Genomic DNA, 20,595 nt, shown 5'->3' with positions numbered 1-20,595 from the left:
TCCGGTGGACGCCCCGTTCCGATCGGGGGTTATCCCCCGGCCGGGCGGACGGATGGAGCGGCCGTCAGGCGCCCACCCAGCATCGTCGCACGGACCGGCATGGTGCGCAGCGCCTCCGGCGCGCAGGAGAACGGGTCGAACCCCACGACGACGAGGTCGGCGGGGCGGCCGACGGCCACCACGTCGTCGTCTCCTCTGGTCGACGCCGCCAGTGCCTCCTCGACCGTGATGGCCTGCTCGCCGTGCCAGGCCTCGCGTCCATCGCGGCTGCGCGTCACGGCGGCGGCGATGGAGACCCACGGGTCGAGCGGAGCGACCGGGGCGTCGGAACCGAGTCGGAGTGTGGCGCCGGCGTCGAGGAGGCTGCGGAGCACGAAAGCACGGTCGGTGCGCCCGGCCCAGTGGACCTCGGCGATGTCCCGATCGTCCATCGCGTGTTCCGGCTGGACACTCGCAGCCGTCCCGGTCCGGGCGAACCGCTCCAGGTCGGACGCACGGAGCAGCTGCGCGTGCTCGATCGTGCCCCTCGCACCCGTCGTCTCGATGGCGTCGAGGGCGAGGGTGTTGGCGCGGTCGCCGATGGCGTGCACCGCGCAGTGGAGGCCGTTGGCGGTCGCCAGGGTGAGCAATGCGGTGAGTCGCTCCGGCGGGACGTTGAGCATCCCGTGCGCGTCGGTTCCGGGAGCCGAACCCGGATAGGGCGCTTCGCAGCAGGCCGTCCGGGTGTTGAGGGATCCGTCGGTGATGACCTTGAACGGGCCGACCTGCACCAGGCCGTCCGTTCCGGCGAGCACTCCCCCGGTCACGAGTCCGGCGTCGATCGCGCGCTCGAGGTGCTCGGCGTACACACCGAAGGAGATGCGGAGCGCGCGAGTCCCGTTCCCGACCCGACGGATCCAGTCCGCGGCGTTCCAGCGCATCTCCAGGTCGACGACACCGACGACGCCGCGGGATGCCGCCTGATCGGCGGCGGCCTCGACCCAGCGGTCGGAGAGCTCGTCGGCGACCTGGTCGAGCTGTTTGAGGACGGCGAACGACTCCTCCTCCCGCAACAGGCCGGTGGGATGGTCGGCGAAGCCCGTGGCCCGGAGCGCCGCGCTGTTCAGCCAGCAGCAGTGGAGGTCGGCGCTGACCAGCACGACCTCGCGGTCCGGGGCGATCGCGTCGAGCAGTGCGAACGTCGGCGTGTCCGGCCAGAGGGCGTCACGGAACCTCGCGCCTTCGACCCAACCGTCACCGTCGGCCCCCTGAGCGATCCGCTCAGCGACCAACTCGACCGCCTCGGCGGCGGATGCAGCAGAGGACAGGTCGACGCGCCTGGCAGTGCGCGCCCACTGAGTGAAGTGCACGTGGTGGTCCCAGAGCCCGGGCAGGAGGAAGCCACCACCGCCGTCCAACACACCGGGGGCGCTGCTACGGAGGACCTCGGGGTCGGCGGGTCGGATCGCCACGATCGAGCCGTCCTCGAGCAGGACGTCGACCCGTTCGGCGTCGGACGAGCCTCCGCGGCGCGGTCCGGACAGGTGGACGTCGGCGATCGTCGTGACGAGGTCGTCGTCGGGTCCAGGGCGGTGCTCGGTCATCACATCGGTCCTCGTCGGTTGGGCAGGCGGGTTCGGTTCAGCGCTGACAGTTCGGGCACCAGTACAGTTTGCGGGCGCCCATCTCCTCGAGGAGGATGTTCGTCCCGCAGACCCGGCACGGCAGTCCCTCCCGCTTGTAGACCCAGTGGCGATCGGCGCGGTTGGCCATCGCGAGGCGGTAGTCGGCCGCCGACAGGTCGTCCATCGTCATCATCTGTCCGGTCTCGACCCCGATCGCGAGCAACCGCGTCCAGTCGAGCCAGATCTCGCGAAGCGTCTCGACGGGGACCGTCTTCCCGGTGCGGTGCGGATCGAGACGGGCGCGGAACAGCAGTTCGGCGCGGTAGACGTTGCCGATCCCGCTGATGATCTGCTGATCCATGAGGAGCAGACCGATCGGGGAACCCTTCCGGTGCGCACGCGACACGAACCGCTCCCCCGCCTCCGCACTCGGGTCGAGCAGTGGATCCGGTCCGAGCCGATCGATGACGGCCTGCACCCCGGCGGCATCGATCACCTCGCAGGCGGTCGGCCCACGGAGGTCCGCCACGGTCGTCTCGGTCAACAGCCGCACGCGCACCTGACCCACCGGTTCGGGTGGGAACCGCTCGTCGATCTCGGCGAGTGGACTCGACTGCTCGGACATCCGGACCCTGGCCCGGCGCGGTGCACCGATGCTGTGCAGGGAGTTCTCGCCGTCCGCATCGTGGATCGGCGCATCGTCGTCGTCGAGCACCGTGCCGCGCTGGTTCGTCTGCCCCATGCGGCCGTTCGAGGCGGCGATGGTCGGGTCCGACCGGATCTCACCGGCGAAGTCCCACGCACCGTACAGACCGAGGTGCACCCGCAACCACAGTCCGTCGTCGAACTCGAGGAACATCTGCTTGCCCACAGCCTTGGCGTCGGTGACCGTCCGGCCGTCGAGCACGGCGGCACCCTCGGCGAAGCGCCCCTGGGGAGACGACACGGAGACCCGGTGTCCGACGAAGTTCTGAGCGAACTGTCGGGCGATGCGATGGACGGAGTGCCCCTCGGGCATGGTGACTCCTCACTCGGTGGGGGCGCGATCCGGCGCGCCGCGCGGTGGCGGTGGAGGACGCGTCAGGCGTCGACGTGCTTGCCGGCGATGGCGCCGGTCGCCTCGAACTCGGCGAGCTGGGCGATCCGGCGGGCGTGACGTTCCTCGAGGCTGAACGGCTCGGCGATGAACGCGTCGATGAACGACACCGCCTCGTCGGTGCTGTGCTGGCGCGCACCGATCGAGATCACGTTGGCGTCGTTGTGCTGCCGCGCCAGCTGCGCCGTGCTGAGGTTCCAGACGAGCGCCGCGCGGACACCGACGACCTTGTTCGCGGCGATCTGCTCGCCGTTGCCCGAGCCGCCGAACACCACGCCGAGGGCGTCCACACCGGCCTGCTGGTCGCGCACGACGGCCTTCGCCGCGTTGATGCAGAACGCCGGGTAGTCGTCCAACGCGTCGTACTCGGCCGGGCCGTGGTCGACGACGTCGTGACCGGCTGCGCGCAGGTGGTCCTGCAGGAACTGACTGAGCTCGAGACCGGCGTGATCGGTGGCGATGTGGATGCGCATGTGGAAAGTCTAGGGTTCCGGGCGCCGGCGTCGCGTCAGTCGAAGATCGGGTCCGCCGTACGGCTGCGCTTCAGCTCGAAGAAGCCCGGGTAGGCGGCAGCGGCGACGACACCGTCCCACAGCGCGAGCGCCTGCTCGCCCTTCGGCGCCGGCGAGATGACGGGTCCGAAGAACGCCACGTCGTCGATCGCGATGACGGGGGTACCGACGTCCTGGCCGACCCGTCCGATGCCGTCGAAGTGGCTCTCGCGCATGGGCCCGTCGTAGGCGTCCGTCGTCGACGCTTCGGCGAGCGCCGCCGGGAGCCCGGTCTCGGCGAGGGCTTCGGCGATCACGGCGTCGACGTCCTCCGCGCGTCCGCCGGGGTGGATCCGCGTCCCGAGCGCGTCGTAGAGCGGCTTGACGACCGCGTGTCCGTGTTCGGCTGCCGCCGCGGCGACGAGCCGCGTGTATCGGAGCGCCCGGGGGAAGAAGGCCCGGTAGTCGTCACTGACGTCCTGGTCCTCGTTGAGGACGGCGAGGCTCATGATGTGCCAGTGGACGTCGAGGTTCCGGGCGTCGGTGACCTCGTCGACCCAACGTGAGGTCATCCAGGCCCACGGGCAGGAGGGGTCGAACCAGAAGTCGACGCGGGTGTTGTCTGCAGCGGAAGTCGTCATGTCGTCACCCTACGCGCCGATCCCCGTCGACTCCCCCGAAACGGACGGACGGCGGGTCTAGGCTGGTTGACCGTGCCGCGGTCGTCACGAGCGACCACGTGCAGTTCACACGTCACGTGTCCATCAACACCAGGGAGCAGTTGTGCCAGGAGAGAACCTCACCCGAGTCGAAGCCCAGGAGCGCAGGGCGCTCGTCGACACGTCGAGCTACGAGGTCGTGCTCGACCTCACGACCGGTCCCGAGGTGTTCCGCAGCACCACGACGGTCCGCTTCACCGGTGAACCGGGCGCCTCGACCTTCATCGACGCCATGACGCGCACCGTCCACTCCGTCACGCTGAACGGCGTCGAGCTCGACCCGTCGACCGTCTCCGACGGCGTGCGCATCCAGCTCGACGGCCTCGCTGCGGAGAACGTGCTCGTCGTCGACGCGGACGCCGAGTACACCAACACCGGTGAGGGCCTCCACCGCTTCGTCGACCCCGTCGACGGCGAGGTGTACCTGTACAGCCAGTTCGAGGTGCCGGACTCCCGTCGGGTGTTCGCGGTCTTCGAGCAGCCCGATCTGAAGGCGACGTTCACCTTCACGATCACGGCGCCCGCGGCCTGGCAGGTCGTCAGCAACTCCCCCACGCCTGAGCCGGTACCGGCGCACGACGGCGCGGCGACCTGGAGCTTCGCACCCACGCAGCGCATCTCCTCCTACATCACCGCGATCGTGGCCGGCCCGTACGACGTGGTGCGCAGCGAGCTCACCTCGAGCGACGGCCGGACCATCCCGCTGGGCGTCTTCGCTCGCAAGAGCCTGGCGGAGTACCTCGACGCCGACTACATCTTCGAGAAGACGCGTCAGGGCTTCGCGTACTACGAGGAGAAGTTCGCGTACCCGTACCCGTTCGAGAAGTACGACCAGCTCTTCGTCCCAGAGTTCAACGCGGGCGCGATGGAGAACGCCGGCGCGGTGACCTTCACCGAGACCTACGTGTTCCGCTCGAAGGTGACCGACGCGATCAAGGAGCGCCGGGTCGTCACGATCCTGCACGAGCTCGCCCACATGTGGTTCGGCGACCTCGTCACCATGAAGTGGTGGAACGACCTGTGGTTGAACGAGTCGTTCGCCGAATGGGCTTCGACGATCGCCACCGCTGAGGCCACCGAGTGGACCGAGGCGTGGACGACGTTCAACGCGATGGAGAAGACCTGGGCGTACCGCCAGGACCAGCTGCCGTCGACGCACCCCATCGTCGCGACCATCAACGACCTCGAGGACGTCCAGGTCAACTTCGACGGCATCACCTACGCCAAGGGCGGCTCCGTCCTGAAGCAACTCGCCGCCTGGGTGGGCATCGAGGCGTTCTTCGCCGGCGTCGGCAACTACTTCCGCAAGCACGAGTTCGGCAACACCGTGCTCGACGACCTGCTCGTCGAGCTCGAGGCGACGAGCGGCCGCGACCTCCGCGAGTGGTCGAAGCTGTGGCTCGAGACCGCCGGGGTCGGGACGTTGAGCCCGGAGTTCACGGTCGACGCCGACGGCGCGTTCACCGCGTTCGCCGTCCGTCAGACGGTCCCCGCGGACTACGACACGCTGCGTCCGCACCGCCTCGCCATCGGCCTGTACCGGCTGCAGGACGGCAAGCTCGTCCGCACCCAACGCGTCGAACTCGACGTCGACGGGGCGCTCACCGAGGTGCCGGAGCTCGTCGGTGAGACGCAGCCCGACCTGGTGCTGCTGAACGACGACGACCTCGCCTATGCGAAGATCCGCCTCGATGAGCGGTCGCTCGCGACGGCGATCGGCCACCTCGCCTCGATCAAGGACCCGCTCGCACGCTCGCTGGTCTGGGGCGCTGCCTGGGACGCGACCCGCGACGCCGAGTCGAGCGCCTCCGACTACGTGGAACTCGTCCTCGGGAACATCGCCACGGAGACCGAGTCGACGACCCTGCGCACCACGCTCGGCCAGCTCGGTCTGGCCGCGCGTAACTACGTCGCTCCGGAACGCCGCCTGGCGACCATCTCCCGGGTCGGCGACGCCCTCTGGACGCTCGCCCAGGAGGCGGAGGCCGGCTCCGATGCGCAGTTCCAGTTCGTGAAGTTCTTCGCCGCCCTCGCCTCGACCCCCGAGCACGGCGAGCACCTGCGTGCACTGCGCGACGGCTCCGCGGCACTCCCGGGCCTGGAGATCGACACCGACCTCCGCTGGGAGCTCCTCGAGGGACTGGTCATCCTCGGTCTCGCGGACGGTTCGGACATCGATGCGGCGCTCGCCGAGGACAACACGGCCAACGGTGCGCAGGCGGCCGCTCGTGCACGGGCGACGATCCCCACCGTCGAGGGCAAGCGTGCAGCGTTCGACTCGGTCGTCGAGCACGACGATCAGCCGAACGCGATCGTCCGGAACGTCGGTCTCGGGTTCGGGCATGTCATCGACCCGGCCGTCCTGCAGCCGCTCGTCGAGCCGTACTTCGCCGCGCTCACCTCGGTCTGGGAGTCGCGCAGCTACAAGATCGCCGAGTACATCGTCGAGGGGCTCTACCCGGCGGCGCTCGCCTCCACCGAGCTCCGCGACCGCACCCGCGCGTGGTTGGAAGCCAACGCCGATGTCCCGGCACTCCGACGCATGCTCGTCGAAGCCCTCGCCGGGGTCGAGCGGGCACTCGCGGCACAGGCACGGGACGCCGCGTGATCCGCTCGGTCGGATAGCACTCCGGTACCAGGATCCTCTGGCGAGAACCCCTCCACGGCACGACCCGCTGTGGAGGGGTTCTCCGTATCCTGGAGGGATGCGCGGCCCAGTGAACGACGACCGACCCTCAGGGTCGTCCTCGTCGTGACCGCTCGGAAGCCCTCCTCCGACAGGGACCGGGCCGCGACTGAGGCCGCACTGATGCTCCCGCGCCCACCCGGGGTCGTCCGACGCTGGTGGTCGAGACATCCGTGGACCGCCGACTCGCTCATCGCCGCCGGGTACCTCCTCGTCGCGCTCTCGGTCAGCACCGTCGAGTGGTTCGACGTCGACCTGGCGGCCCAGCCCGGCCGCATCGCGCTCGCCGTCGCGATCGTGGGCATCACGACACTCGCCGTCCTGCTCAGGCGACGGCGCCCGCTCGCGATGACCGTGCTCGTCATCGCCGTCGGGCTCGTCTCGGTCGCACAGACGGTGGGCGTCGACGCGTTCGCGGTGCCGATCCTGCTCTACTCGGTGGCCGTGTACCGGACCGTCGCACTCGGTTGGCAGGCGTTCGCCGCCGCCGCGGTGGTCGCCGTCCTCGCCCCGTTCGTGCCCTGGGCCGCACCACATGAGCCGGGAGAGCCGCAGCAGACCATCATCTCGGTCGTCCTCTTCGCGCTCTTCGGACTGCTGATCGGGATCAACGTCGGCAATCGCAAGCGGTACGTCGAAGCCCTCGTCGATCGGGCGGCGCAGCTGGCCCGCGAGCGCGACCAGCAGGCCCAGCTCGCCGCCGTCGCCGAGCGGACCCGCATCGCCCGCGAGATGCACGACATCGTCTCCCACAGTCTCACCGTCATCGTCGCGCTGAGCGAGGGGGCCCTGGCGACGAAGGACCCGGCTGCGTCACGGTCCGCCATGACCGCCGTCACCGACGCCGCCCGCGGCTCCCTCGTCGACATGCGACGCATGCTGGGCGTCCTCCGCGAGACCGGCAGCGCACCCCTCGCTCCGCAGCCCGACGCCGCGTCGATCCCCGCGCTCGTCGAGACCTTCCGCGGGCTCGGCCTGCCGGTCGCACTCACCGTCTCGGGGCCGTCGACGGACGACCCGTCGATCCTGCTCGCCGTGCACCGCATCACGCAGGAGGCACTCACGAACGCGCTGCGGTACTCGGAGCGGCCGAAGCGCGTCGACGTCGTCATCACCACCGACGACGAGCACCTCGAGCTCATCGTCGAGAACGACGGGTCCATTCCGGACGCGCCGTCGCTCGGCGCCGGCCAGGGGTTGCTGGGCCTCCGCGAACGCGTCGCGTTCCAAGGGGGTCGGGTCACCGCGGGAGCCGTCGGCGATCGGCTGTGGCGCGTCCATGCCGTCCTCCCGCTGGAACCACGCCCGACGAGAACGTCCCCGCCGACCACCGAACCACGAGGAACCACACCATGACCGACCCCGTCCGCATCCTGCTCGTCGACGACCAACAGCTCATCCGGCTCGGTTTCGGTCTCGTGCTCGGCGCGGAGGACGACCTGGACGTGGTCGGTGAGGCTTCGAACGGCGCCGAGGCGATCGACCTCGCCGCCAGGCTGCAGCCGGACGTGATCCTCATGGACGTCCGGATGCCGGGACTCGACGGGATCGAGGCGACCAGGAGGATCGTCGCCGCGAACCCCGACAGCCGCATCATCATCCTGACGACCTTCGACCTCGACGAGTACGCCTTCGGAGCGCTGCGGGCCGGCGCGAGCGGCTTCCTCCTGAAGGACGCCATGCCGAACGAGCTGACGTCCGCGATCCGCGCGGTCCATGCCGGCGACGCCGCCGTCTCGACCCGCATCACGAAGCGCATGCTCGAACTCTTCGCGACGGCCCTCCCCGGCACGCCCGCGGCCGCCGAGGACGGCTCGGCAGCAGAACTCGCCGAGCTGACGCCGCGGGAGCACGACATCCTCGTCGCCATGGCGGAGGGGCTGAGCAACGCGGAGATCGCCGCCCACTTCGTCCTCTCCGAGTCGACGGTGAAGACGCACGTCGGTCGGGTGCTCATGAAGCTGCAGCTGCGCGACCGCGTGCAGGCGGTCATCTTCGCCTACAAGCACGGACTCGTGCGTCCATGACCGTTCACGCAGGCCCCCTTCGGCTCGCACTCGGGCGGCTCACACGGTTCACTCCGGGTCGCTCGGTACACTGAGGCCCATATGAACTGGGATGAGATCTGGCCTGACGTGACCGCCTTCCTCTGGACGGCGGGGTGGAAGATCATCGGCGTGGTGGTCGTGATCGGCCTGGCGTTCGCCGCCGCATGGGTACTCCGATTCGTCATCCGACGCGTCGTCGGCCGCATCGTGAGTGGCGTCAAGAAGAGCGCCGACGTCACGGACACGCAATCGCTGCTCGCCTCGCCGCTCGCCGCCGTCCGACTCGTCCAACGTACGCGGACCCTCGGCACCGTGCTCAGCAACATCGTCAACGTCACCATCGTCATCGTCGCGGCCATCCTCGTCGTCAACGTCATCGACTCGAGCATCATCGGCTCATTCGCCCTGCTGACGGCCGCGGTCGGTGCCGGTCTCGGTTTCGGTGCCCAGAACATCGTCAAGGACATCCTCAACGGCCTGTTCATGGTGGTCGAGGACCAACTGGGCGTGGGCGACGTGGTCGACCTCGGGCCCGCCACCGGCGTCGTCGAGACCGTCGGCATCCGGATCACCCAGGTACGCGACGTCAACGGCACGCTCTGGTTCGTCCGCAACGGCGAGATCCTGCGGGTCGGCAACATGTCGCAGGGGTGGTCGCGGGTCATCATCGACCTGGCGATCCCGTACGACACCGACGTCGAGGCCGTCCAGGAGCGCATGCTCGACACGGCGAACGAACTCGCCCACGACCCCAAGTGGCGCTCCCGCATCCTCGAGAAGCCCGAGCTGTGGGGTCTCGAGTCGATCTCGGGCGACGCACTGGTCATCCGCCTGGTCATCAAGACGCGCACGAGTGCCAAGGACGACGTGGCTCGCGAACTGCGGATGCGGTTGAAGCGGGCCGTCGACGAGATGGACGTCAAACTGCCGTCGCTCAACAGCATCGTCCTCTCGGGCTTCGAGGGTGCCGCAAGCGTGACCGGTTCACGTCCACCGCGCACGCACCCGACCACGGTGGTCCCGCCACGGGCGCCGAAGACCAAGCGACCCCCGAGAGGGCAGCAGTGACCGACTCCCAGGCACCAGGCATGTCCTTCTACGAGCAGGTCGGCGGACACGCCACCTTCAAGGCCCTCGTGGACGAGTTCTACCGTGGCGTGGCCGGCGACCCCGTCCTGAAACCGATGTACCCCGAGGAGGACCTCGGTCCGGCGGCCGACCGGCTGATGCTCTTCCTCGAGCAGTACTGGGGTGGGCCGGGCACCTACAGCGCCGAACGCGGCCACCCGCGTCTCCGGCTCCGACACCAGCCCTTCCACGTGAACCCCGACGCTCGCGACCGCTGGCTGCTGCACATGCGCGCCGCCGTCGACAGCCTCGACCTCGCGCCGGTGCACGAGGCGACGCTCTGGGACTACCTCGAGCGGGCAGCCCACGCCATGGTCAACACCTTCGACGAGGATCCAGGGGCACCGCGCCGCAGTCTCCTCTGATTCCGGCCGCACGGTCGTAGGATCGGACGCACGTCCGTGCCGAAGGAGTCAGCAGATGCCAGCAGCCGTCCCTCCCAACCCGTCCGCCGATAGAACCGAGGCCGACGCGATCGTGATCGGCAGCGGGCTGGCCGGGCTCGTCGCCGCCGCAGAGCTCATCGACGCCGGCAAGCGGGTCATCCTGCTCGAACAGGAGCCGGAGTCGAACCTCGGTGGCCAGGCGCACTGGTCGTTCGGCGGCCTGTTCCTGGTCGACTCCCCCGAGCAGCGCCACCTCGGCGTCCGTGATTCGCTCGAGCTCGCGACCCAGGACTGGTTCGGCGCAGCAGCGTTCGACCGTCCCGAGGACCACTGGCCCAAGCGCTGGGCGGAGGCGTACCTCGATTTCGCCGCGGGCGAGAAGCGCGCTTGGCTCCACGACCAGGGCGTGCGGTTCTTCCCGGTCGTCGGCTGGGCGGAACGGGGCGGTTACGGCGCCATCGGCCACGGCAACTCCGTTCCCCGCTTCCACATCACCTGGGGCACCGGACCCGGTGTCGTCGCGCCCTTCGTCCGACGGGTGAACGCCGGCGTCGAGGACGGCACGGTGTCGGCTCACTTCCGGCACCGTGTGGACGAGCTGCTCACCGAGGACGGCGCGGTCGTCGGCGTACGCGGCTCCGTGCTGGCCCCGTCGCATGCCGAGCGTGGGGCTCCGAGCACGCGTGAGGTCGTCGGCGAGTTCTCGTGCAGGGCGCCCGCGGTGCTCGTCGCAAGCGGTGGCATCGGAGGGAACCACGACCTCGTCCGCGAGCAGTGGCCGGCTCGGCTGGGGACGCCGCCGGCGACCATGCTCTCCGGGGTCCCCGCGCACGTCGACGGACGCATGCTGGCGATCAGTGAGCGTGCGGGCGGGCATCTCATCAACGGCGACCGGATGTGGCACTACGTCGAAGGCATCACCAACTGGGATCCGATCTGGCCGCAGCACGGCATCAGGATCCTGCCGGGGCCGTCCTCGCTCTGGTTCGACGCGACCGGGAAGCGGCTCCCGGTGCCGCTCTTCCCGGGCTTCGACACGCTCGGTACCCTCGCGCATCTGCGTGCCACCGGCCACGACCACAGCTGGTTCGTGCTGACCCAGCGGATCATCGAGAAGGAGTTCGCACTGTCGGGGAGCGAGCAGAACCCCGACCTCACCGGGAAGGACCTCGGGCTGCTCGCGAAGCGCATCGGCCCGGGAGCGCCCGGGCCGGTCGAGGCGTTCAAGGAGCACGGCGCGGACTTCGTCGTCGCAGACACGCTCACCGAGCTGGTCGCAGGGATGCAGGAGCTGAGCCCGGAGACGCCCATCGACGCGGCGAACGTCATCGCCGAGGTGGAGGCTCGCGATCGCGAGATCGACAACCCGTTCACGAAGGACCTGCAGATCACGGCGCTCCGCGGCGCCCGCTCCTACCGGGGCGACAAACTCATCCGCGTCGCCGCACCGCACCGGCTCCTCGATCCGAAGGCCGGACCGCTCATCGCGGTGAAGCTGCATGTGCTGACCCGCAAGAGCCTCGGCGGGCTCGAGACCGACCTCGCGAGTCGGGTCCTCGGCCCGGACGGGAACCCGGTGCCCGGCCTCTACGCCGCCGGTGAGGCGGCTGGCTTCGGCGGTGGAGGGATCCACGGCTACCGCGCGCTCGAGGGGACCTTCCTCGGCGGGTGTCTGTTCAGCGGTCGGACCGCCGGCCGCGCGATGGCAGGCGCCTGAGGATCAGGACACGGCGCCCGCGAGCACATGCCCGCGTCGGGTGCTCAAGCGGACCCATCCGCCTGAGCGGAAGACGGCCGCGCGCTCCGGCTCGGCGATGAAGCCGAGGCCCACCGCGGCGAACGCGGCACCGGTCGGGAGTCCGTGGCCGTCGCCGAGGGGCCGTGACCACACCTGCGACCGCACCTTCTGGACGATCTGATCGCCCACCGCGGTGGGGAGCGTCTCGGCGATCTCCGAGGCCCCCGTCCTGGCGACGAGTTCCAGCTCGATGGTGTCCACGTCGCCCGCACGTTCCCAGCCGCCACGGGGCGGTGCCTGCCCGACCCACGGGGCCGTCCTCGTGGACGGCGGCAGCTCGAGCGGCACGGTCTCGCGGGCATCCGCTATCAGGTCCTCGGCAGCGACGCCGCCCAGCGTGCGGACGATGCGGTCGATGAGTTCACGCGGGGTCGCGAGCACGTCGGCCGTGGCGGGTTCGGCGAGGGCGAAGGTGCGCATCCCGATGATCGTCGGACTCCGGTCGAGCAGACCCTGCGGGTGCAGCACCGGGGCGGAGACCGCCAGGACGTCCCCGGCAGCCAGGAGTCGCACACCGGAGTCGTCGATCCGGGCGGCGCGTGCGAGGAAGGTGCGGAGGTCGGCGAGCGAGGTGGCGTCGAGGAGCTGCAAGGTGGTGGACATCTCCTCTCAATCTACGCCACCGCCGCGTGCGCTCCGGCACCGCGTCGCCAGCGCCTGGATAGACTCGGCGGGTCGGGTCGGGCATCGACGACCGAACCTCGACCCCCGGATGAAAGGCGTGTTCGCGTGAAGGAACCGATCCACTCCCTGCTCACCGCACTCGACCTCAGTGCTCCCGGTGTCCGGACCGACGAGGACATCTTCACCGGTCCGTCCCAATGGATGCCACAGGGGCGGGTCTTCGGTGGTCAGGTGCTCGCCCAGTCCGTCGTCGCCGCTACCCGGACCGTCGACGCCGAGCGCATCATCCACTCGATGCACGGGTACTTCCTCCGACCGGGCGACGTCGACCTGCCGATCACCTTCGCGGTCGACCGCATCCACGACGGACGCTCCTTCGCCACCCGGCGCACCCAGGCGTACCAGAACGGAGTGCCGATCCTCTCGATGATCGCGTCCTTCCAGACCCAGGACGAGGGCCCGGAACATCAGATCGAGCTGCCCGACGGGATCCCGGACCCGGAGACCCTCCCGTCAGCCGCCGAGCTCCTCAGCGGGATCGACCACCCGGCCGCCGAGGCGTGGGCGACGGGACGCCCCTTCGACCTCCGACACGTCGGCTCCCCCGTCTACCTCCGGGTGGAGGGCGAGCGGACCACCCGGCAAGCGGTGTGGTTCAAGACGATCGAGGACCTGCCCGACGACCCGGCGCTGCACCGTGCCGCGCTCGCCTACGCGAGTGACTACACGATCCTGGAGCCGGTGCTCCGTCGTCACGGCGTCCCGTGGGCCACCCCGGGCATCAAGATCGCCAGTCTCGACCACGCCATGTGGTGGCACCGACCCGCCCGCGTCGACGAGTGGCTGCTCTACCTGCAGGATTCCCCGAGCGCCACCGGCGGAAGAGGTCTGTCCCTCGGGCGCATCTACGATCGGGCGGGTCGCCTCGTCGCGAGCGTCGCCCAGGAGGGCATGGTGCGGTTCCCGACGCCTCGGTGACCGGCGTCGCTCAGCGCCGCGAGAACTCGATCGGATCCTCGAGGAACGGCTCCCATGCGGCACGTTCGACGTCCGAGATCCGGCGCGGCTTGAGCGTCTTGGCGTCCACCATGACGACCGTCGTGGAGGCTCGGGCGTACAGCGTCTGCGATGCCCCGCCCAGCGGCGAGTAGACCTCGTACGCGACCTGCAGGCTGGCTCCGCCGATCTTGCCCATCCAGAGCTGGACGTCGAGCGGATCGCGCTGGTACGGGATCGGGGCCAGGTACTCGATCTCCTGGTGCGCCACGAGCGTGAGCGTCTCGGCCTCCAGGCTCGCGTCGATGACCGCGGTCGGCGGGACGTCCTCCGACGCCAGCGTCGGGATCCAGAAGACGCGGACGCGCGCCTCCTCCAGCAGCTTGAGCATCGAGGCGTTGTTGACGTGGTTGAAGGCGTCGAGGTCGCCCCACCGCAGTGGGATCGGCACGTGGAGTCTGGTCATTGCTGGGCCCTCCGTGGGTCGGGGACGTACGGGTCGTGAACGGACGACGGCCCACCGGCAGAAGCCGATGGGCCGTTCGCACGAGTCCTAGTCGCGAGTGAGCTTGCGGTACGCGGAGCGGTGCGGCTTGGCCGCGTCCGGTCCGAGGCGCTTGATCTTGTCCTCTTCGTAGGACTCGAAGTTTCCCTCGAACCAGTGCCAGTTCGACGGGTTCTCCTCGGTGCCCTCGTACGACAGGATGTGCGTCGCGATGCGGTCGAGGAACCACCGGTCGTGGGTGATGACCACAGCGCAACCCGGGAACTCGAGGAGCGCGTTCTCGAGGCTCGAGAGCGTCTCGACGTCGAGGTCGTTGGTCGGTTCGTCGAGCAGCAGGAGGTTACCGCCCTGCTTGAGCGTCAGCGCGAGGTTCAGTCGGTTGCGCTCACCACCGGAGAGGACGCCGGCCTTCTTCTGCTGGTCCGGGCCCTTGAACCCGAAGGTCGACACGTAGGCGCGGGACGGGATCTCCTGGTTGCCGACCTGGATGTAGTCGAGCCCCTCGGACACGACCTCCCAGAGCGTCTTGTTCGGGTCGATGCCCCCGCGGGACTGGTCGACGTAGGAGAGCTTCACGGTCTCGCCGACCTTGAGTTCGCCGGCGTCGAGCGGCTCGATGCCGACGATGGTCTTGAACAGCGTGGTCTTACCGACGCCGTTGGGGCCGATGATGCCGACGATGCCATTGCGCGGGAGGCTGAAGGAGAGGTCGTCGATGAGCACCCGTCCGTCGAAGCCCTTCTCGAGCTTCTTGGCCTCGAGGACCGTCGAGCCGAGTCGCGGACCGGCGGGGATCTGGATCTCCTCGAAGTCGAGCTTCCTGGTGCGCTCGGCCTCCGTCGCCATCTCCTCGTACCGCGCGAGACGCGCCTTCGACTTCGCCTGGCGGCCCTTCGCGTTGCTGCGGACCCACTCGAGTTCGCTCGCGAGTCGCTTGGCGAGCTTGGCGTCCTTCTTCCCCTGGACGTTGAGACGCTCGCCCTTCTTCTCGAGGTAGGTCGAGTAGTTGCCTTCGTAGGGGTAGAGGCGACCGCGGTCGACCTCACAGATCCACTCTGCGACGTGGTCGAGGAAGTACCGGTCGTGGGTGACGGCGAGCACGGCGCCCGCGTACTGGGCGAGGTGCTGCTCGAGCCAGAGCACGCTCTCGGCGTCGAGGTGGTTGGTGGGCTCGTCGAGGAGCAGGAGGTCGGGCTTCTGCAGGAGGAGCTTGCAGAGCGCGACGCGACGCTTCTCACCACCGGAGAGGTGGGCGACCGTGGCGTCGGACGGCGGGCAGCGCAGCGCGTCCATCGCCTGCTCGAGCTGCGAGTCGAGGTCCCAGGCGTCAGCGGCGTCGATCGCCTCCTGCAGCACGCCCATCTCGGCGAGCAGGGCGTCGAAGTCGGCGTCGGGCTCGGCCATCGCGAGCGAGATCTCGTTGAAGCGGTCGATCTTGCCCTTGATCTCGCCGACGCCCTCCTGGACGTTCTCGAGCACCGTCTTGTCCTCGTCGAGTTCCGGCTCCTGCATGAGGATGCCGACGCTGAAGCCCGGCGTGAGCTTCGCCTCGCCGTTCGAGGGGGTGTCGATCCCCGCCATGATCTTCAGGATCGTGGACTTACCGGCACCGTTCGGGCCGACGACGCCGATCTTCGCTCCGGGCAGGAACGCCATCGTCACGTCGTCGAGGATGAGCTTGTCGCCGACCGCCTTGCGGGCGCGGACCATCGAGTAAATGTATTCAGCCATGTCGCCGTCCAGTCTATGGGCGGACCCTCCGTTTGCGCTGCACGAGGACGCCCGCGATGACGGCCGCCGCCGCGATCGCGCAACTCGTCGTGACCTCGAGGAGCCGGGCGGGTCCGCCGAAGAACATCGACACCAGCAGCGCGACGAGCGCGACGACGACCACGACCGTGAGCCACGGGTGTCCCCACATGCGGATCCCGCCGACGCGGTCGCTGCTCTCCGACGCCGAGACCTGGTCGAACCGTCGACTGCGCAATTGAGCGACGGCGATCACGATCCACACGAAGATCGCGATCGCGCCGGTGGAGTTGACGAGGAACGTGAAGACCTCGTCCGGTGCGAGGTAGTTCAACAGGACGCACACGAGCCCGACGACGGCCGAGCACAGGATCGCGACCGCCGGCGTGCCGCGTCGCGTCGTCGCGCGGACCGCTCGCGGGGCCTCCCCGCGGCCGCCGAGTGAGAACAGCATGCGCGACGCCGTGTACAGCGAGGCGTTGAGCGTCGACAACAGGGCCGTGAAGACGATGATGTCCATCGCCACCCCGGCACCGGGGATCCCGGCGGCGTGCAGCATGGTGACGAAGGGACTGATCCCCGGCGTGATCTCCGTCCACGGCACGACGATGAGGACGACCAGGATCGAGCCGATGTAGAACAGCAGGATCCGCCAGACGACCGAGTTCACCGCTCGCCGGACCGCACCCTTCGGGTCCACCGATTCTCCTGCCGCGATCGTGGCGACCTCGGCACCGAACATCGAGAAGATGATCGGCAGCAGCGCCGCCAGGACGCCGCCGATACCGAACGGCAGGAAGCCCCCGTCGGTTGGAGCGAGGTTGGCGACGGTCGCCGTCTCGGTCGGGATGACGCCGACGATGATGAGCGATCCGAGCGCGATGAGCAGGATCACGGCCGTGATCTTGATCGACGAGAACCAGAACTCGAACTCACCGAACGACTTCACCGACACGAGGTTGGCGGCGAGGAACGCGACGGTGATCACGAGCGCCGGGATCCACTGCGGGAGACCGGGCACCCACTGGCTGACGATCTGCGCTGCGGCCGTCGCCTCGATGCCGACGACCACGACCCAGAACCACCAGTACAGCCACCCGATCGCGAGACCGGCCCAGGGGCCGATGAATCGCGAGGCGTAGGCGGAGAACGACCCGGTCTCGGGCGACGCGGAGGCCATCTCCCCCAGCATGCGCATGACGAGCACCACGACCACGCCGGCCAGGGCGTACGCGAGGATCACGCCGGGTCCCGCTGCGAGGATCGCCGTGCTCGACGCCACGAGGAGCCCGGCGCCGATCATGCCGCCGAGGGCGATCAGCGCCAGATGACGAGGCTTGAGTGTATGCGCCAACACCGTCGGCGCCACGGCCAGACGTTCGTCGGCCAGGAAGACGGCCTCGGTGGCAGGTTCCCCGCCAGGTGATGGGTTGGCGGTCATGCGGGCCCTCGATTCCGGATCGAGCCACCTAGGAGGTAGCGATATCTGAAATGTCAGGCTATGGCATGCCCACGGCTTGCACCAGCCCGTGAGTGGTCGGCGGCGCTACCAGTCGATCGCGCGCGTGACCCCGATGAGGCATCGCCCGGTGTCGAGCTGCGACACCACCGACGAGTGATACCCCGTCGCCGGCCCGTTCTGCCCGAGGATGCACTGCCCTTGCCACCGGATGGCGAACTGGATCGAGTCGGCCGGCTCGCCGATGCTCGTCGTGTCCGAGGAGACCTCCATCTCCGCCTTCGGGAAGCCGGCGGCGACGAGACCGTCGACGATCGCCTGGCCGCCAGCGGCGGGGTTCGCGGCGAGCGTGGCTGCGTTCACGGCGTCGAAGAACGGCAGGTTGTCGGTGGCGGTGCCCTCGGGGAGCAGCACGGGCGCCGCCGGAGCCGTCTCCGTGGCGGTCGGCGTCTGGCTCGGCGTGGCCGTCGGCTCGGGAGCGGGCTGGGAGCAGCCGGTCACGGCGATGCCGAGCAGGCCGAGCACCACGCCGACCCGGACGCCGGCGATCGACGTGCGGCGACGGATCGAGGTGACGGCTGAGACGGGGCGGTCGCGGAGGCTCTTCTGCACGTCGAGCAGTCTACGCGGCGCGTCAGAACGGCGTGTCCTGCGGCGGTGCCGACGCCCACTCCCCGGTTCCGGTTCCGGATCCGGATCCGGTCGACTCGGATGCGGCGGGCGCCGGAGACACCCCCGCTCCGACCGGCGACTCACCGGACCCCTTCGGTTGCCAGCCGATGTCGGGCCCGATGTGATCGGCTTCGATGTCGACCGACGTCCCTCGTCGCTCACCCTGCTCCCAGTCGCGGATCCGCAACCGGCCGAGCACGATCACGCGTTGTCCTTTGACGAGCGATGTGGCGGAGGCGGTCGCCAATCCACGGAAGGCGCTCACCGTGTACCAGTTCGTCTCCTGCGCCACCCAGGAACCCTGCTTCTGGTCGTACCGACGTTGCTGCGACGCCAGGCGGAAACTGGTGATGTCCAGCCCGGACGTCGTGCGATGGTGCTTGGGGTCTGTCGCGACGTGTCCGCAGACGGTGATCTGGTCGTTCATGGGTTCCTCTCCTGTCGGTCCGACGATCCTGGCGGTGGATCGCGGAAGCGTCCGGGGCGGGTCCGTGCCGATCGCCACCCCGGACGCACTGCCAGCCTCACCGATCCCGTGGGCCCCGTGTCGAGCCGGGCGACCCTCGTCAATGTCCACAACCGCGCACCTCGCTGTGGAGGACCCTCGCTCCGCTCTGACCAGGGCCGATGTCGGTGGCCCCGCATACGCTGACGAGTACCAGCCGGCAGTCCCAGTCCGGCATCGCCCCACCAGCGCACGAGGAGTCCCATGCCCAACGCCCTGAGCATCCGTCCCGGCTACTGGCGCGTGACGACCCCCGACGGCCGCGTGCTCGGCAACATCGAGGCCGTCGGAGCGGACGGCGTTCCTGAATACCGGGCCAACCGGTTCCGACCGGCGGTCCTCGAGTACGCCCCGCTGGGCAGCTTCAGCGATCTCGCGGTCGCCATCGACGCCTTCCGCAACTGAGCGGCTACCCTCCCGCCGTTCCCGTCGACCCCGGTGCGTCGCCCGTGTTCACGCCCGAACGAGGGGTAGTCTGCGGCCCATGCAGTGGTGGAATGACTTCGTAGAGTGGGTGACCTCAGCTGAGGTCCGCCCCATGCTGTTCGCTGCGGCCCTCTTCATCGTGGCCGTCGTGGTGTCCTCTCTCGTCGCCGCCGGCGCAAGCCGTCGTGCGCTGCGAGCCATCGTGGACCAGCGCGATCGAGAGCAGAAGAACGTCGCGATACTGGCGCTCGTCGACGCCGCCACCGAGGCCAGCGTCTGGAACTCGCTCACCCCGCAGGAGCAGGTGCTCAGCGATCGGGCCGTCGCCCAGGCCGACACCCTCGTGCGGCTCAGCCCGATCAAGGGTGCGGCCGTCGCCGCGGACTGGGCGAACCACCAGCTCCACGAGATGAAGCGCAACTCCGCGACGTTCGGGTACGAGTTGGACCCGGTGGTCGAGGACTTCCGCGACCGCCTCGTCGAGTGGTCGAAGAAGCCGGCACGGGCCCGAAAGGACTTCGACGGAGACCTCCGTCGCTGGCGCGCCGAGTCCAGCGGATCGGAACAGGCGCTCGTCGCGGAGCAGGAGTCGTGGGTCGCCAAGCAGCACCACGAGCAGTACGCCGGTGTGAAGCCCGCGTCCACCGCCCCGGCTGCACGGCCCGGCGACATCACTCGCTCGACTGGCGGCACGATCAACACCAGCACGACGCAGCGCATCATCGACGACGTCGCGGTCCTGGAAGCCGAACGAAAGCAGTCCAGCGTCAGCTGACCACCGCGACTGACAGACGGCGGCCCGATCATCCGATCGGGCCGCCGTCTTCGTGTCAGGGGTGCGTGGTCAGCGCCACCAGGTGTCGAATATGCTGACCGGGACCTGTCGCTTGTGCTCCGTCGCCGCGTACCGGGCCTCGATCGCTTCGGCGGCCACCGGATCGATCTCGCTCCCCTCGAGGAAGTCGTCGATCTGCTGGTAGCTGAGCCCGAGGTTCTCCTCGTCGGTCTGGCCAGGAGTGCCGTCGAGGAGATCGGCGGTCGGGGCCTTCAGGTAGAGGCGTTCCGGAGCGTCGAGCGACTCCAGGAGCGCACGCCCCTGACGCTTCGTCAGGCCACTGAGCGGGAGCACGTCGGCCCCGCCGTCGCCGAACTTCGTGAAGAAGCCGGTGACCGCCTCGGCCGCGTGGTCCGTCCCGACCACCAGGAGCCCCTGCTGACCGGCGATCGCGTACTGCGCGACCATCCGTGCCCGCGCCTTCGCGTTGCCCTTGACGAAGTCACTGAGGGGTTCGCCGGTCGCATCCGCGTACTCGGCTTCGAACCCGTCGACCGCACGTTGGATGTTGAACACGACGGAGTCGTCCGGGCGGATGAACGACAGCGCCAACTGGGCGTCGTCCTCGTCGTGCTGCACGGCGTACGGTAGACGGACGGCGACGAACCGGGCCTCGCCACCCTCGGCTCGGACCTCTTCCGCCGCGAGCTGGCACAGGCGCCCGGCGAGCGACGAGTCCTGTCCCCCGCTGATCCCGAGCACGAACCCCTTCGTGTGCGTCGCCCGCAAGTACGACTTCAGGAAGTCGATCCGGGAACGGACCTCGGCCGCCGGGTCGATCGTGGGGCTGACATGGAGTTCCGCAATGATGCGGGCCTGGATCTCGCGCATGTCCCCAGGCTACTCGCTCACCGGAGGCGCACCCGGA

General features: G+C 69.4%; 20 protein-coding genes. 9 read left to right on the top strand and 11 right to left on the bottom strand.

Features of this window, described 5'->3' with window-relative positions; translation table 11 throughout:
• Nucleotides 1-29: 29 nt before the first annotated feature.
• The 4 genes from GV015_RS11610 to GV015_RS11595 form a co-directional block, all read right to left on the bottom strand.
• Nucleotides 30-1,583 (bottom strand): amidohydrolase, encoded by a 1,554-nt coding sequence (locus GV015_RS11610; protein ID WP_159878450.1) that lies wholly within the window; start codon nucleotides 1,581-1,583, stop codon nucleotides 30-32.
• A gap of 37 nt (nucleotides 1,584-1,620) precedes the next feature.
• Nucleotides 1,621-2,622: an Fpg/Nei family DNA glycosylase gene (locus GV015_RS11605; RefSeq protein WP_085510674.1), complete on the bottom strand. Its 1,002-nt coding sequence runs from the start codon at nucleotides 2,620-2,622 to the stop codon at nucleotides 1,621-1,623.
• Nucleotides 2,623-2,684: 62 nt separating this feature from the next.
• Nucleotides 2,685-3,173, bottom strand: coding sequence for a ribose-5-phosphate isomerase (locus tag GV015_RS11600; RefSeq protein ID WP_159878448.1), 489 nt, complete (start codon nucleotides 3,171-3,173; stop codon nucleotides 2,685-2,687).
• Nucleotides 3,174-3,208: 35 nt separating this feature from the next.
• Nucleotides 3,209-3,832 (bottom strand): DsbA family protein, encoded by a 624-nt coding sequence (locus GV015_RS11595; RefSeq protein WP_159878446.1) that lies wholly within the window; start codon nucleotides 3,830-3,832, stop codon nucleotides 3,209-3,211.
• A gap of 142 nt (nucleotides 3,833-3,974) precedes the next feature.
• Here GV015_RS11595 and pepN point away from each other — a divergent pair, with 142 nt between their 5' ends.
• From pepN to GV015_RS11565, 6 genes are all read left to right on the top strand, one after another.
• Nucleotides 3,975-6,518 carry an aminopeptidase N gene (gene pepN / locus GV015_RS11590; RefSeq protein ID WP_159878444.1) on the top strand — a complete coding sequence of 848 codons (2,544 nt, stop codon included), beginning with the start codon at nucleotides 3,975-3,977 and terminating at the stop codon, nucleotides 6,516-6,518.
• Between the two features lie 201 nt (nucleotides 6,519-6,719).
• Nucleotides 6,720-7,952 (top strand): sensor histidine kinase, encoded by a 1,233-nt coding sequence (locus tag GV015_RS11585; protein ID WP_159878442.1) that lies wholly within the window; start codon nucleotides 6,720-6,722, stop codon nucleotides 7,950-7,952.
• A complete protein-coding gene (locus tag GV015_RS11580; RefSeq protein WP_159878440.1) occupies nucleotides 7,949-8,623 on the top strand; it encodes a response regulator transcription factor in 675 nt (224 codons plus the stop codon). The genes GV015_RS11585 and GV015_RS11580 overlap by 4 nt, the downstream gene beginning before the upstream one ends.
• An 81-nt stretch (nucleotides 8,624-8,704) precedes the next feature.
• Nucleotides 8,705-9,712 carry a mechanosensitive ion channel family protein gene (locus GV015_RS11575; protein ID WP_079705699.1) on the top strand — a complete coding sequence of 336 codons (1,008 nt, stop codon included), beginning with the start codon at nucleotides 8,705-8,707 and terminating at the stop codon, nucleotides 9,710-9,712.
• A gap of 20 nt (nucleotides 9,713-9,732) precedes the next feature.
• Entirely contained in the window at nucleotides 9,733-10,137 is a 405-nt protein-coding gene (locus tag GV015_RS11570) for a globin (RefSeq protein WP_079705698.1), read from the top strand.
• Nucleotides 10,138-10,192: 55 nt separating this feature from the next.
• Nucleotides 10,193-11,875: an FAD-binding dehydrogenase gene (locus GV015_RS11565; protein WP_159878438.1), complete on the top strand. Its 1,683-nt coding sequence runs from the start codon at nucleotides 10,193-10,195 to the stop codon at nucleotides 11,873-11,875.
• 3 nt (nucleotides 11,876-11,878) lie between these two features.
• Here the strand turns inward: GV015_RS11565 and GV015_RS11560 are convergent, their stop codons facing one another.
• Nucleotides 11,879-12,559: a hypothetical protein gene (locus tag GV015_RS11560; RefSeq protein WP_079705696.1), complete on the bottom strand. Its 681-nt coding sequence runs from the start codon at nucleotides 12,557-12,559 to the stop codon at nucleotides 11,879-11,881.
• A gap of 126 nt (nucleotides 12,560-12,685) precedes the next feature.
• Here GV015_RS11560 and GV015_RS11555 point away from each other — a divergent pair, with 126 nt between their 5' ends.
• On the top strand, nucleotides 12,686-13,558 hold the full coding sequence (locus tag GV015_RS11555) for an acyl-CoA thioesterase II (RefSeq protein ID WP_234993952.1): 873 nt from the start codon (nucleotides 12,686-12,688) through the stop codon (nucleotides 13,556-13,558).
• A gap of 10 nt (nucleotides 13,559-13,568) precedes the next feature.
• On the opposite strand, the gene GV015_RS11550 is transcribed toward GV015_RS11555, so the two are convergent.
• From GV015_RS11550 to GV015_RS11530, 5 genes are all read right to left on the bottom strand, one after another.
• Nucleotides 13,569-14,042 (bottom strand): thioesterase family protein, encoded by a 474-nt coding sequence (locus GV015_RS11550; protein ID WP_064295138.1) that lies wholly within the window; start codon nucleotides 14,040-14,042, stop codon nucleotides 13,569-13,571.
• Between the two features lie 87 nt (nucleotides 14,043-14,129).
• Nucleotides 14,130-15,812, bottom strand: a complete 1,683-nt coding sequence (gene ettA, locus GV015_RS11545) for an energy-dependent translational throttle protein EttA (RefSeq protein WP_085510665.1) — start codon at nucleotides 15,810-15,812, stop codon at nucleotides 14,130-14,132.
• A gap of 13 nt (nucleotides 15,813-15,825) precedes the next feature.
• On the bottom strand, nucleotides 15,826-17,271 hold the full coding sequence (locus GV015_RS11540; RefSeq protein ID WP_159878436.1) for an amino acid permease: 1,446 nt from the start codon (nucleotides 17,269-17,271) through the stop codon (nucleotides 15,826-15,828).
• A gap of 105 nt (nucleotides 17,272-17,376) precedes the next feature.
• A complete protein-coding gene (locus GV015_RS11535) occupies nucleotides 17,377-17,901 on the bottom strand; it encodes a DUF6993 domain-containing protein (protein ID WP_236555422.1) in 525 nt (174 codons plus the stop codon).
• 22 nt (nucleotides 17,902-17,923) lie between these two features.
• Nucleotides 17,924-18,388, bottom strand: coding sequence for a single-stranded DNA-binding protein (locus tag GV015_RS11530; protein WP_159878434.1), 465 nt, complete (start codon nucleotides 18,386-18,388; stop codon nucleotides 17,924-17,926).
• Nucleotides 18,389-18,670: 282 nt separating this feature from the next.
• On the opposite strand from GV015_RS11530, the gene GV015_RS11525 reads away from it, so the two are divergent.
• Together GV015_RS11525 and GV015_RS11520 are read left to right on the top strand one after the other, a co-directional pair.
• Complete coding sequence (locus GV015_RS11525; RefSeq protein WP_124769165.1) at nucleotides 18,671-18,871, top strand: hypothetical protein; 201 nt, start codon at nucleotides 18,671-18,673, stop codon at nucleotides 18,869-18,871.
• 133 nt (nucleotides 18,872-19,004) lie between these two features.
• Nucleotides 19,005-19,667, top strand: coding sequence for a hypothetical protein (locus GV015_RS11520; RefSeq protein ID WP_159878432.1), 663 nt, complete (start codon nucleotides 19,005-19,007; stop codon nucleotides 19,665-19,667).
• 69 nt (nucleotides 19,668-19,736) lie between these two features.
• Here GV015_RS11520 and nadE read toward each other — a convergent pair whose 3' ends face one another.
• Nucleotides 19,737-20,558 (bottom strand): ammonia-dependent NAD(+) synthetase, encoded by an 822-nt coding sequence (gene nadE, locus GV015_RS11515; protein WP_159878431.1) that lies wholly within the window; start codon nucleotides 20,556-20,558, stop codon nucleotides 19,737-19,739.
• Between the last annotated feature and the right edge of the window lie 37 nt (nucleotides 20,559-20,595).

The organism is Plantibacter sp. T3, assembly GCF_902506515.1.
Lineage (GTDB): Bacteria > Actinomycetota > Actinomycetes > Actinomycetales > Microbacteriaceae > Plantibacter > Plantibacter auratus.
The sequence above is the reverse complement of the archived record's forward strand: the minus strand, read 5'-3'. Positions and strand labels throughout refer to the sequence as shown.

Bases quoted from the DNA above. Each gene is read 5' to 3' on its own strand.
- GV015_RS11610 (WP_159878450.1), bottom strand. From the start codon at position 1,583: ATGACCGAGCACCGCCCTGGACCCGACGACGACCTCGTCACGACGATC.
- GV015_RS11605 (WP_085510674.1), bottom strand. From the start codon at position 2,622: ATGCCCGAGGGGCACTCCGTCCATCGCATCGCCCGACAGTTCGCTCAG.
- GV015_RS11600 (WP_159878448.1), bottom strand. From the start codon at position 3,173: ATGCGCATCCACATCGCCACCGATCACGCCGGTCTCGAGCTCAGTCAG.
- GV015_RS11595 (WP_159878446.1), bottom strand. From the start codon at position 3,832: ATGACGACTTCCGCTGCAGACAACACCCGCGTCGACTTCTGGTTCGAC.
- GV015_RS11585 (WP_159878442.1), top strand. From the start codon at position 6,720: ATGCTCCCGCGCCCACCCGGGGTCGTCCGACGCTGGTGGTCGAGACAT.
- GV015_RS11580 (WP_159878440.1), top strand. From the start codon at position 7,949: ATGACCGACCCCGTCCGCATCCTGCTCGTCGACGACCAACAGCTCATC.
- GV015_RS11575 (WP_079705699.1), top strand. From the start codon at position 8,705: ATGAACTGGGATGAGATCTGGCCTGACGTGACCGCCTTCCTCTGGACG.
- GV015_RS11570 (WP_079705698.1), top strand. From the start codon at position 9,733: ATGTCCTTCTACGAGCAGGTCGGCGGACACGCCACCTTCAAGGCCCTC.
- GV015_RS11565 (WP_159878438.1), top strand. From the start codon at position 10,193: ATGCCAGCAGCCGTCCCTCCCAACCCGTCCGCCGATAGAACCGAGGCC.
- GV015_RS11560 (WP_079705696.1), bottom strand. From the start codon at position 12,559: ATGTCCACCACCTTGCAGCTCCTCGACGCCACCTCGCTCGCCGACCTC.
- GV015_RS11550 (WP_064295138.1), bottom strand. From the start codon at position 14,042: ATGACCAGACTCCACGTGCCGATCCCACTGCGGTGGGGCGACCTCGAC.
- ettA (WP_085510665.1), bottom strand. From the start codon at position 15,812: ATGGCTGAATACATTTACTCGATGGTCCGCGCCCGCAAGGCGGTCGGC.
- GV015_RS11540 (WP_159878436.1), bottom strand. From the start codon at position 17,271: ATGACCGCCAACCCATCACCTGGCGGGGAACCTGCCACCGAGGCCGTC.
- GV015_RS11530 (WP_159878434.1), bottom strand. From the start codon at position 18,388: ATGAACGACCAGATCACCGTCTGCGGACACGTCGCGACAGACCCCAAG.
- GV015_RS11525 (WP_124769165.1), top strand. From the start codon at position 18,671: ATGCCCAACGCCCTGAGCATCCGTCCCGGCTACTGGCGCGTGACGACC.
- GV015_RS11520 (WP_159878432.1), top strand. From the start codon at position 19,005: ATGCTGTTCGCTGCGGCCCTCTTCATCGTGGCCGTCGTGGTGTCCTCT.
- nadE (WP_159878431.1), bottom strand. From the start codon at position 20,558: ATGCGCGAGATCCAGGCCCGCATCATTGCGGAACTCCATGTCAGCCCC.